Origin of the sequence: Flavobacterium sp. FlaQc-30, assembly GCF_044005885.1 — a bacterium.
Taxonomy (GTDB): Bacteria; Bacteroidota; Bacteroidia; order Flavobacteriales; family Flavobacteriaceae; genus Flavobacterium.
Genome location: NZ_JBIPCO010000006.1, coordinates 122440 through 134965, shown reverse-complemented (window position 1 = coordinate 134965; position 12526 = coordinate 122440). Strand labels below are relative to the sequence as shown.

The window sequence follows — 12526 nt, the reverse complement described above, 5'->3', positions numbered from 1 at the left end:
ATGAAAACTTTTTCATTGAACAAAGGGTTGGCAGCACTTTGGTATCCATTTATTATCGGGTTCTACCTCTTTTGCACACCAGCCTTAGCGCGAAATACCTTGCGGTTTTCCGTTCCACAACAACAAAATCAAATCCACGGTATCATCACAGATGGTGCTAATGTACTACCTGGAGTTACCATAGCGATAAAAAGCAAAGCCAATTCCGGTACAATTTCCGATTATAATGGACAATACACTATTATGGCGAGTAGCTCCGATACGCTAATAGTGTCTTTTATTGGTTACAAAACAGCACTAATCCCAATAAAAGGGCGTAAAACTGTAGACATTCAATTACAGTACAATACAACAAATCTTCAAGAAGTTAGAGTCAATGCAGGGTACTATTCGGTCAAATCCAGTGAACGCACAGGGAGTATTGCCCGTATTACTTCCAAAGACATCGAAACTCAACCTGTCTCAAATGTACTTGCAACTATGCAAGGTCGTATGGCTGGGGTGAATGTCATACAAAGCACGGGTGTTCCCGGAGGAGGATTTGAAATCAAAATCCGTGGACAAAATAGTATTCGAAGTGACGGAAATGCACCATTATACATCATAGACGGCGTACCTTATGCCTCTGACCCAATTGGATCAAGTCGAACTGCTACCACATTTCCAACTGTTACAAGTCCATTAAACAGCATTAATCCCGACATGATTGAAAGCATTGAAATTCTAAAAGATGCAGATGCTACCGCCATATACGGTTCTAGAGGTGCTAATGGTGTTGTGCTTATCACCACCAAAAAAGGAAAAGCAGGAAAAACAACTTTTAATATTACTGCTTCAACAGCTGTAGGTACCGTCACTCGCTTTCTAAAACTCATGAATACCCAAGAGTATTTAGCCATGCGCAAACAGGCATTTATAAACGATGGTCTTACCCAGTATGGTCCTTTGGACTATGACATCAATGGAACTTGGGATCAAAACAGGTATACCGATTGGCAAAAGGAACTCCTTGGCGGTACAGCTCAAATCACGAACTTGCAAGGAACCGTATCAGGAGGCTCTGAGAATACTCAATTTCTAGTGAGTGGCAGTTATTATACTGAATCTACCGTATTCCCAGGTGATTTTCTATATAAAAAAGGAGGAGTTCAAATGAATCTTAATCATCGCTCCGAGGACAAAAAATTTAGGTCAACATTCTCAGCAGGTTATACGAGTCAAAATAACAACCAGCCTTCGTATGATTTCAGTTACGATGCGCGCTCCTTACCACCGAATGCTCCGGCATTGTACGATGCAAATGGAAACTTAAATTGGGAAAATAGTACTTGGGAAAATCCTCTGAGAAATCTCAATACCCAATTTGCAGCAAAAACAAATGATCTGATTGCCAATACCGTACTATCTTATGAAGTACTGCCGGGATTATTACTTAAAAGCAGTTTAGGTTTTACTGATTTAAGCACTAATGAAACTAGAATAGTTCCTTCCACTACAGCCAATCCTGCTCTTGGTGCCGATAGTTCTACTTCTGCAATATTTCTAAATAATACCGATCGATCTTCGTGGATAGTAGAACCGCAAATTAATTGGAGAAAAGAATTGGGAGCCGGAAAATTGGAATTGCTTCTAGGGGCTACCTTTCAAAACCAGATTACTGGGCGGCTGCATCAATCAGGAACCGGATTCAGCTCCAATAGTCTGATTTATAATTTGGCTGCAGCAAAAACAACACGTGTATTGCTGAATGAAGAAATCCAATATAAATACCAAGCTTTTTTTGGCAGATTAAATTATAACTGGCAACAGCGTTATATTGTGAACTTAACAGCAAGACGTGATGGTTCTAGCCGTTTTGGATCAGGAAATCAATTTGCCAATTTTGGAGCAGTCGGTGCAGCTTGGTTATTTTCTAATGAAAAATTTCTTAAGCACAGCTCGTGGCTCAGTTTTGGAAAAATCCGTTCCAGTTACGGCACGACAGGCAATGACCAAATTGGGGATTATCAATTTTTAAATACCTATACCACAGGAGTAATTTACAATGGAATCGTAGGTCTAAGCCCCTCAAGGCTTTACAATGCTAATTTTGGATGGGAAACCAATAAAAAATTGGAATTGGCATTGGAACTTGGGTTTCTGCAAGATCGTATTTTTACCACTGTTGCGTGGTACCAAAACCGATCTTCCAATCAGTTAGTAGGGGTTCCTCTTCCCGGAACAACAGGCTTTACTCTTTTACAGTCCAATCTGGATGCTACTGTAGAAAATGCAGGAATAGAACTCACCTTGCGTACTATTAATTTCAGCAGTGATGCCTTTAACTGGAGCACTAATTTCAACCTCACTTTTGCCCGTAATAAATTAATTAGCTTTCCGGGACTGGAAAGTTCACCTTATAGCCAGCAGTATCGCATTGGTCAGCCCTTAAATATTGAATTACTTTATAAATACAAAGGCGTTAATCCCCAAACCGGAATTTATGAATTTGAAGATACCAATAAGGATGGCAGGATCTCTTTTCCGGAAGACCAGCAAACTTTGGTTGATCTAAATCCGCAGTACTATGGAGGCATTCAAAATCAAATCAGTTATAAACGATTGTCATTGGATTTCTTATTTCAATTTGTAAAGCAAAAAAATCGCAACTACCCGATGGGTCCCGCAGGTATGATGTCCAATCAGCAGGAAAGAATGGTAAACAGTTGGCAACAAACTGGAGACTTTGCTCCCTATCAAATCTATACGACAGGTTATAATAATGATGCTATAACCGGAGATAATTTATATGCTGAAAGTGACGCTGCTATTAGCGACGCTTCCTTTATTCGCTTGAAAAACATTGCTCTTACTTATGATGTTCCTTTAAGTTTAAAACAGACTCAGTTTAAAATTATGCTGCAAGGTCAGAACCTTTTGACTTTTACGTCTTACAAAGACGGTGATCCTGAATTTACCAGTTATGGTTTTTTACCACCTCTTAAGGTTATCTCTGCCGGGGTGCAATTAACATTTTAATCCAACGAAAATGAAAACATTCTATCTTACCATAAAACAATTCTTATGGGTATGCATTTTATTTATGCTAAACTCCTGCGATTCATTTGTTGATGTTGAATTACCAAAATCACAGCTCATCAATACTACGGTATTCGAGGATTACTCTACGGCAAATGCTGCTCTTATCGACATATATGCTAACATTCGAGACAAAGGGATGTTAACCGGAGCAGGTTTGGGTATTTCCAATCAGCTTGGGAATTATGCCGATGAAATAACCAGTACTCAAAACCCAAACAATCCCAGTTTGAATTTCTATAACAATAGCCTTCTCGCTTCTAACACCTCTATATCGGGATACTGGAATATCACATATAACCAAATATATGCTGCCAATGCCGTAATCGAAGGTGTTGCAGCGAGTGAAAACCTCTCTGTAGATCAGAAAAAACAACTGACAGCAGAAGCTCTTTTTATTCGTGCTTTGTTGCATTTTTATCTGGCAAATGTTTTTGGAGATATGCCCTATATAACTCAAACAGATTATAAAAAAAACAGCACCGTGAGCAGAACACCTACTGGCGAAGTATATCAAAATTGTATTGCTGATTTAGAAAATGCAATTGCTATTTTGCCTGACGCTGCAACGACAAGTGATGTAGAAAGAGTCCGTCCCAATAAGTCCACAGCACAAGGGTTATTAGCAAGGATTTATCTGTATATCAAATCCTATCCTGAAGCAGCCAATATGACTTCAGCTGTTCTAAATCACGAAGGCTTATATGTGTTAGAGCAAAACATTGCTAAAGTTTTTTTAATTGGTTCCAAAGAAACAATTTGGCAATTGCAATCCGGAAATGCAGGACTAAATACAGCCGAAGCCTCTTTCTTTACTTTTACTTCGGGGCCTCCTCCATTAGTTTCTTTGAGTGATAATCTGGTAAATTCTTTCAGACCAAATGATTTGCGTAAATCCAATTGGATAAAAACAATCACAAAAGGAACTGCGATATGGTATCATCCTTATAAATATAAAGAAAATAAATCGACTTCAGTTTCAAAGGAATATTCTATTGTCTTTCGCTTAGCAGAGCAATACCTCATCAGAGCAGAAGCTCGCGTTCAGCAAGGTGATCTTATTGGAGCCAAAGAAGATTTAAACAAAATCAGGTTACGGGCAGGACTCTCTGATACTACGGCGCAAACCCAGCAGGAAATTCTTGATGCTATTCTACTGGAAAGAAGATGGGAGTTTTTTACCGAACGAGGGCATCGTTTTTTTGATTTGAAACGGACTGGCAAACTTGACAACACCTTAAATGAATTAAAATTAGGCTGGAATACCACCGACAGTTTATTTCCAATTCCGGAAAGTGAATTAAGTGCAAACCCTAATCTGCGCCCTCAAAATCCGGGATACTAAATATAAGAGCTATGTTCACGAACCATACCCAAGATAGGGACAAAAACAGTACATTTTATTATTTGTGCCCTAAATTAATTTTAGTTTTATTTTTTATTTTGCCATTAGTAACCTGTCCTTCTTGGGGGCAGGTGGTGCAAAAAAAACAATTAACGGCTTCCGATTACCATTTATGGGGAACAGTAGATTTAGATAAAGTTTCACCTGACGAAAAATGGACAAGCTATAGAATGATGTATGATACGTGTATTGATACTTTATTTGTCAAAAACATCCTGAGTAATAAAACATACCACTTCGCTGGCGGTAACACTTCACTCTTTACAAAGGATAACGTTTTTATATGTCAAAAGGCAGAAGAGATACAAATCCTAGATACAAAAACGACAAAAATAGAAACGATACAAAGAGTCAAAGAGTATACTTATTGTCCCGTAACAAATCAGTTAATTCTTCTTATTGGATCAGAGGATGGTACGAGTGCTTTAATTATTCGATCACCAATAGGCAAGATTATAAAGAAAATTACTGACGTAACCCAATTCTCCTTAAGTCCAAAGAGACAGCAATTGGTATATGTTACTTTTTCAAACCATAAAAATTCGCTTGTACTCCTTGATCTTAAAAACATAAATAATGCAAAGAGGCTCTTTATTGACAGCCCAACTCATTTTAATAATTTTTCATGGCAAAAAGAAGGATATGCACTGGCTTTTCTTGCACAATCCAATGATCTGTCTAATAATTCGCTTTGCTATTATATTTTAGAAAAGGATAAACTATATCAATTAGATCCAACAACACAACTTAATTTTCCAGATAATGCAACTATAACGGATGATTCTTTCTATAAGATATTAATCTCGGATGATATGCAAAAAGTTTTTTTTGCAATCAAAAACAAAATCAATATTCCGGAAATTAAACCGTATTCAAATGTGGAGGTTTGGAATGCAAATGACAAATGGATTTATCCACAGAATCAGAAAAACGGTAATTTTGAAAAGGCAGAAAAATTAGCTTTATGGCTGCCATTGGAGAACCGTTTTACTGCTATTACCTCAAATGAGCTTCCCAAAGTTATGCTCTCTGGAGATCAGCAGTATGCCATTTTATCCAATCCAAAAGATTATGAGCCGCAATTCGAAACAGAAAGTCCTAGAGATTATTACATTATGGATCTTAAGACATTTGAAAAAAGCCTTTTTTTAAACAAACAAGACAGTAATTATACGCTTGTTATTCCTTCCTCAGGTGGAAAATATGTAGCCTACTTTAAAGAAAATAATTGGTGGGTGTACGATATTGCTAATAAAACTCATAAAAATATCACGATTAATACTGGAGGTAAATTTAAAGCTAAAGTGCATACGCTCATTACAGAATCTGCTTGTGGCAATCCGGGATGGAGTACTGACGACAAAGAGATTTTGATTTATGACCAGTATGATTTATGGGCTTTTACTTCTGATGGCAGTACCTCAAGGAGACTCACTCATGGACGAGAAGCAAAAATCAAGTATCGTATAGCCGAAGTTCCAAATGAAAGGACTTTAGCTTTTATCTATGATGGACTGAAAATAGAAAGCTTTGACATCACTAAAGAATTGCTCTTCCGAGCAGAAGGCGAAGATGGAAAAACAGGTTATTTTAAATGGAGCACTAATGCAGGTACAAAACCCATTGTCTATAGAGACAGTTATATCGATCAATTAAATTATACTGCTCTAAAGAAAAAGATCTTCTATAGAGAACAAAACTTTGATAGTGCTCCTCAATTAATGGTAACGAAGGATTTTTTAAAACCTATTTCATTTTTTAAAAGTAATCCGCAACAGGAAAAATACTTTTGGGGCAAATCAGCGCTCATTGAATATCAGAATTCTAAAAAACAAAATCTAAAAGGGGTTTTGTTGTATCCGGCTAAGTATGATCCGAAACTAAAATATCCCATGATTGTTCCCATTTATGAAATTCAGTCTGATTTACTTCATCATTACATTAATCCTTCGTACTATAATGAAGCCGGTATTAATCCAACCGTTTTTGCCTCTCAGGGCTATTTTGTTTTTTTGCCTGATATAATTCATGAAGATGGGAATCCAGGTATTTCGGCAACGGATTGTGTTATCGCTGGAACAAAAAAGATTATTGATATAGGGATTATAAACCCTGATAAAATTGGACTTATCGGACATTCGTTCGGAGGATTTGAGGCCACATTTATCATAACTCAAACCGATCTATTTGCAACTGCCATTGCAAGTGGGGCAATTACGGATTTAAACAGTTTTTATCTGACCATTAACCAAAAATCCGGAAAACCGGATATGTGGCGCTTTCAAAGCGAACAATGGCGAATGGGAAAAACACCTTTTGAAGCTCCTTTAGCCTATGAGGCTAATTCTCCCCTAGCTCATGTTCAGAAGATCAAAACACCTCTTTTGCTATGGACTGGAAAACAAGACAAACAAGTTGATCCGCATCAGACTATAGAATTCTATTTGGCACTTCGTCGATTGGGTAAAAAAAACATAACGCTATTTTACCCTAATGAGGGTCACGTTTTGACGAATTCGGCGAACCAAAAAGATCTTGCAATTCGCATGCAGGAATGGTTTGGATATTTTTTAAAAGATGAGCCACCGACCCCGTGGATTAAAGAAGGATTGAAATAATTATTCATAAATCAATTTAAAAAACATTGCAGTTCCGCTTATGGAACTGCATTACTGTTTTGACAAGTATTTTAATGAAGGTGTTCACGGACGATACAAAGGGATTACACAAGTACCATTATCATCTTTCTCATAGGCTATTGGTCCTGTTGTACCATTTAGACGGCAAAGAAATGGTGATAGTGTACCACAATTTATAGATACATCTCTACATAGACCCTGTGCGTCCACTAAATATCCTATTACTGGAGGTTTATCTTCAGGTAGTCTTTGCATAAAAGTGGTTGCAAAAGCTCCCGAAATTCCCAAAACTATAACAACAAATGACATGCTGTTTTTTAAAAATATTTTTTTCATATTATTAAATTTTAAATTATACTTTGATTTATATTTTCTACAAGTATTTAATTGAACATTTTCTAACAGATACACCACACCTCTAGGGATTTAAGATAATCATTCATTAATGAAATTAAAAACAATGCAGTTCCGGTTATGGAACTGCATTGCCATTTTGATAAACACTTTAAATATGATCCAATCAAGGACGATACAAAGGTTGTACACAATTATCGTCATCGTCTTTCTCATAGGCTATTGGTCCTGTTGTACCATTTAGACGACAAAGAAAAGCTTTAGGCGTATCATCACAAGCCACTGGGATATCGAGACATTCATTTTGTGAATTAGCAATATATCCTACCGTTGGAGCTATGTCTTTCGATGCGCTTTGCATAGAAGTAGTTACAAAAGCTCCTGAAATCCCCATCACTACAACAGCGAAAGGCGTAATTTTTTTTAAAAATAAATTTTTCATAATATTAAATTTTAAATTACACTTTGATCTACTTTTTTATACAGGTATTCGATCTAATTCCTGATACTTAGCGCTAGTATATTTTTATGCCTTACAAACCATCTATTTTAGTTCGTTTTTAATTCTTTTGTTAGTATCGTTTTTAATTCATGAACAACAAGGTCATTGCCTATTATAGCATACAGATGTGTTGCCGTAACCAAGAAGGACTTAAGCTCATTATCGCCCGTTTTATAAATAGGAAAACTCAGTAAATAGGCATTTTTGTTTAGGTCATATACATCAATCATAAATGATTTTTGCCAGAGCTTATCATTTTCATATTTGCCTTTTACTTTAGAGTGAACAAACAATAACTTTTGGCAAATAACAGCATGGGCATTCACTACAAATGGAGGAGATGACATTTCAGCCTGAGTTCCATTTTTGAGATACGAAACTTTGATTTTCGCATGTTTTATAGTATCTATTGTGTGCCCTCTATAATCGAGTATACCGTTTTTATTTGCTACTATAAACTCATTGCGATAGTAATACAGATAGACCATTTTATTTAGTTCTTCACTAAACAATAATGTTCCGTCAGTATCAAAAATACCATCGATCTGTTGTTGCAAAAGATCCCTGTTGTATGTTGTTTTAGCAGTAGGGTTTGAAGTAAAAACACCTAACACATTTGCTAATTTTTTAGCATTATTAGATCTAAAAGCTATGGTAGTACTATCAAGAGGTACCGCTAGGGTAAAATATGGGATACCTTTAAGTTCTTTTGTTATTTTCCAGTCCGAAGTACTTCCTCTAAAAATCGTTGGTACACTTCCGTCTATCAGGTAAAAATTAGAACCTCTTAGAACAACGGTAGCCATTTTAAAAGGTATGTTCTTGGCATCAAAAGATATTTTTACTACTTGTTGATTGCCTAAATTGGTATCCATTGTTATTATATGCAGTGGGTTAGTATAATTTCCAAGGTAAATTCGGTTATTCCTGTAACCTGTAAAATAATAGGAGTTTAATTTTAAATCTATTGCATTAGAAAATACTATGGGATGCTGTGGATAACGCCTGATAAATGGGTTTTCATTGTGCATAATGTCCTCAGAAGACAGAAATAAAAGCGCTACAACAGCTACACTGCCTACTATGGAAATGGTAATTTGCTTTATACTTAAAAAATGTTTTTTTAGAGATTTATTAGTGTTGGCAAAACTGTTTTTTATGACTATTGCTAAAGCTGCCAATAGCATAAATAAGATATTAAAAACGAGATGGGCGTTCCAACTCATTTTTTCTAATATACCTCCACAAGAACATGGAACAAATGAACTGTAATGTAATACTATAAAAATATAAGCTGTGAACATAGTCATCAAACTAAATGCAGCTAAAAGACCTGCACTTTTAAATTTTGGAATAGTAAGAAGTAAGACTATTATGAGCTCAACTGCTGGTACTAACCATGATACCCAAGAAGCAAAAGCACTTAATAAAGGTGATTTCCCAAGCTGTACTTCAAAGTTCTCAAAATCCAATAGTTTGCTTACAGCTGCGTAGACAAATAGAAGTACATATAGTAGGCAAATTATGTCTAGAATTGCATTCTTACTCTTTACATTTAGTTTCATGTTTTCTGATCTTTAAGTTGATACAATTATGAAATGTCGTTTCTATGGATTTTTTCTTAGAATGGTTTTCAATTTTTATGTTTTTCAAATAGTAAATTAGTATACCATAATTCAAATCCATTAAACTCAAAAAAAAGCATTTTAACTGTGATTTTAAATTAGATAAATTGGAGCGAAACAAAACTACAACAGACTGTTTTATAAAGTGTTATCAAAATCCTGCCAAAGGTTTCCCTTTTCCTGCCATTTTCATTGCATACAATAAAAAAGAAATATTTTTCCTACTAAACTGATTTGAATTACAAAATGCCAATAAACGTTAAACGATTATTAGCATTTTTTTTATTCTAAATTCATAGCCTATTTTACTTCCCAGTTTCAGTTAATGTCTTTAGTTTTTCACTAAGTTCTTTAAGTCCGGCTTTTTGCAAACATTCCTCCCCAAAGAGTTTTAATTCCTGAAGATTTTCTTCCGGAATACTGGTCATAAGAATCGATGGTTTGACATCATCTTTAGCTGATAATCCTCGTTCAAGAACATGGTTTAATAACAATACATTTTTTCGCGAAATTCTTAAATCAATTTTCACCACATCATTCATTCCAGGGATACTAAGCACAGTATCTAAAACCTGAACCACATCATTTGTTGTCATAACTTTCACGTTTTTAATTAATAATTTACTGACACAAAGGTATTAAGCTACTCTTAAAGTCTCATGGACATAATATGTCCATCATAGGTGAAATCCATTTCGCTTACCTAATTTTGTCTCTGAAATAAACGAGAAAGGTTAAAATGAACAACCAAAATCTTCTTAAATAAGTCAGGATTTTGTTGTTTTAAAATGGATTTTATTGCTTTGAAAGAGCACGTTTTTCAATCTAAAAGTCAGCCGATAAATTGGCATTATAGCTCCTCCGTTATAATAGCTTTAAATTTTATGTACTGTGCACTTTCTTTGAGTTCGAAAAATAAAAGTGATCTAGATTTTATAAAAAAATAAAAAAATGACCGTATAAGTGAAGTATTGACTTTCCGGAATAGTACTGTTAGTATATCATATCATTAAAAAAAATGGAATAAATTAAAAAATGGAATTTTGAATATTTCGGAAATACCGGAATATCTGAAAGACATTTAAAGTATCAGGAAGATTGCAACGTTCCTGCAAACGGCAAGATGTCCTGTTGTTAAACAACAGCTTCTTGCTGCTCTACACTCGGGACTCGTTAGCAGTGATACTGGAAGGTTAAAAAGAGTTTGATAACAATGAAAATGAGAGATGATGAAAAGAGAAAATTCAAACAGAACACGTATTGTCGGGTTACGGTTTACACCCGACGAATATGCGAAAATTGAGCGTAAATGGAAAGCCAGCACTTGTCGCAAGCTGAGTGACTACATTCGCAGGCATCTATTTGAGAAATCTATAAACACTACTTATAGAAATCAGTCTCTAGATGATATGATCCATGAAATGACGCAGTTGTTCAGACAATTAAATGGCATTGGAAACAACTTCAATCAGGCAGTAAAAAAGTTGCATACTCTAAATCAAATTCCGGAATTTAAAGTATGGATTATAAGCGCTGAAATGGATAAAAAAATCCTTTTTGACAAGATTGATGAGATCAAAAATTACATCCAGAAAATCTCGGAAAGATGGTTGCGATCATAAAGTCTGGACATTCGCTTCACAAAATTTTTTATTACAATGAAAACAAAGTAAAAGAAAATGTAGCAGAATGTATAGGGGCCGGAAATTACCCGATTGATGTTGATAAAATGGGGCTTACTTTAAAACTGAACCTTTTTTTAAAACAGCTTGAATTAAATGAAAATGTAAAACGAAACAGCGTACATATTTCAATCAACTTTAATCCGTCAGAAAATTATTCGAAGGACAAGCTAATGGCTATTGCTGATTCTTATATGGAAAAAATAGGTTTTGGCGAACAACCTTATCTGGTATACCAGCATCATGATTCCGGACATACGCACATCCATTTGGTCTCCATAAATGTTCAGAGGGATGGTACACGAATCGACATGCAAAATATTGGTAAAAACCGATCTGAACCGGCCAGAAAAGAAATTGAAGAACTCTTTGGACTTGTTAAAGCACAGGGAAATATAAATAGTACCGATTTAAACCTCAAGCCAATCATTTCAGGAAAGATTCAATACGGACGAAGCGAATCAAAAAAGGCTATTACAAATGTATTAGCTCAGGTTCTTTCATCGTATAAATATGCTAGTCTCCCAGAACTCAATGCTGTACTAAAACAATACAATGTTTTAGCAGACCGAGGTAATGAAGATTCAAGAATGTTTAAAGCCAAAGGATTAATTTACAGGATACTCGATGATAATGGAAAACCTATTGGGGTACCTATAAAAGCCAGTCTTTTTTACAACAAGCCAACACTAAAGTTTTTAGAAGGAAAATTTAAATCCAATAGTCCCAATCAAATTTCAGATATAAGAAGAGTGAAAAATGCTATTGATATGGCTTTTTTGAGAACAGAAATATCGCTTACAGACCTTGTGAAAATACTCGAAAAAGAGGGAATCAATACCGTTTTTAGAAAAAACGCAGAGGGACTGCTTTATGGGGTTACTTATGTGGATCATACCACAAAATGTGTTTTTAACGGAAGTACACTCGGCAAACAATATAGTGCTAAAGCAATACAGGAACGCTGTGCATCCATTAATACAGACGAGCAAAAAATGACAAATTTGGTTAATAAAAAAATTCACGAAATCAAATTTGAAACACCGAAGTCAGAAATAGTTGCAGCACTGTTTGGAGATGATTTTAGGGATAACAAATACGTAGGATCCAGCAATATCATGAGCCAATTAGCAGAGATAATCACACAAGCTGAACAGACAGCTAATTACCTTCCTTACGAGCTTAGAAACAAAAAGAAAAAAAGAAAAGGACAGTCTAATAATCGATAAAATTTAAAATTA

At 35.4% G+C, this 12526-nt stretch carries 9 protein-coding genes; 5 read left to right on the top strand and 4 right to left on the bottom strand.

What is annotated here, in order from left to right; all coding sequences use genetic code 11:
- Genes ACHRV0_RS14515 through ACHRV0_RS14505 form a run of 3 tightly spaced genes read left to right on the top strand, consistent with a single transcriptional unit; the run spans position 1 to position 7101 of the window.
- Positions 1-3018 carry a SusC/RagA family TonB-linked outer membrane protein gene (locus ACHRV0_RS14515; protein WP_395441359.1) on the top strand — a complete coding sequence of 1006 codons (3018 nt, stop codon included), beginning with the start codon at positions 1-3 and terminating at the stop codon, positions 3016-3018.
- A gap of 10 nt (positions 3019-3028) precedes the next feature.
- Positions 3029-4423, top strand: coding sequence for a RagB/SusD family nutrient uptake outer membrane protein (locus tag ACHRV0_RS14510; RefSeq protein ID WP_395441358.1), 1395 nt, complete (start codon positions 3029-3031; stop codon positions 4421-4423).
- Between the two features lie 11 nt (positions 4424-4434).
- Positions 4435-7101: a prolyl oligopeptidase family serine peptidase gene (locus tag ACHRV0_RS14505; RefSeq protein WP_395441357.1), complete on the top strand. Its 2667-nt coding sequence runs from the start codon at positions 4435-4437 to the stop codon at positions 7099-7101.
- Between the two features lie 84 nt (positions 7102-7185).
- Here ACHRV0_RS14505 and ACHRV0_RS14500 read toward each other — a convergent pair whose 3' ends face one another.
- The 4 genes from ACHRV0_RS14500 to ACHRV0_RS14485 all read right to left on the bottom strand — a co-directional run bounded on the left by ACHRV0_RS14500 (position 7186) and on the right by ACHRV0_RS14485 (position 10199).
- The gene (locus ACHRV0_RS14500) at positions 7186-7458 is read right to left on the bottom strand and encodes a hypothetical protein (protein ID WP_395441356.1); all 273 of its coding nucleotides are present in this window, start codon (positions 7456-7458) and stop codon (positions 7186-7188) included.
- A 184-nt stretch (positions 7459-7642) separates the two neighbouring features.
- Positions 7643-7918, bottom strand: coding sequence for a hypothetical protein (locus ACHRV0_RS14495; RefSeq protein ID WP_395441355.1), 276 nt, complete (start codon positions 7916-7918; stop codon positions 7643-7645).
- Positions 7919-8025: 107 nt separating this feature from the next.
- Positions 8026-9543 carry a MauE/DoxX family redox-associated membrane protein gene (locus ACHRV0_RS14490; protein WP_395441354.1) on the bottom strand — a complete coding sequence of 506 codons (1518 nt, stop codon included), beginning with the start codon at positions 9541-9543 and terminating at the stop codon, positions 8026-8028.
- A gap of 365 nt (positions 9544-9908) precedes the next feature.
- Positions 9909-10199, bottom strand: coding sequence for a hypothetical protein (locus ACHRV0_RS14485; protein WP_395441353.1), 291 nt, complete (start codon positions 10197-10199; stop codon positions 9909-9911).
- A 630-nt stretch (positions 10200-10829) separates the two neighbouring features.
- Between ACHRV0_RS14485 and ACHRV0_RS14480 the strand changes: the two genes are divergently transcribed.
- Together ACHRV0_RS14480 and ACHRV0_RS14475 are read left to right on the top strand one after the other, a co-directional pair.
- Positions 10830-11225 carry a plasmid mobilization protein gene (locus ACHRV0_RS14480; protein WP_395441352.1) on the top strand — a complete coding sequence of 132 codons (396 nt, stop codon included), beginning with the start codon at positions 10830-10832 and terminating at the stop codon, positions 11223-11225.
- Complete coding sequence (locus tag ACHRV0_RS14475; protein WP_395441351.1) at positions 11210-12514, top strand: relaxase/mobilization nuclease domain-containing protein; 1305 nt, start codon at positions 11210-11212, stop codon at positions 12512-12514. The genes ACHRV0_RS14480 and ACHRV0_RS14475 overlap by 16 nt, the downstream gene beginning before the upstream one ends.
- The last annotated feature ends 12 nt before the right edge of the window (positions 12515-12526 follow it).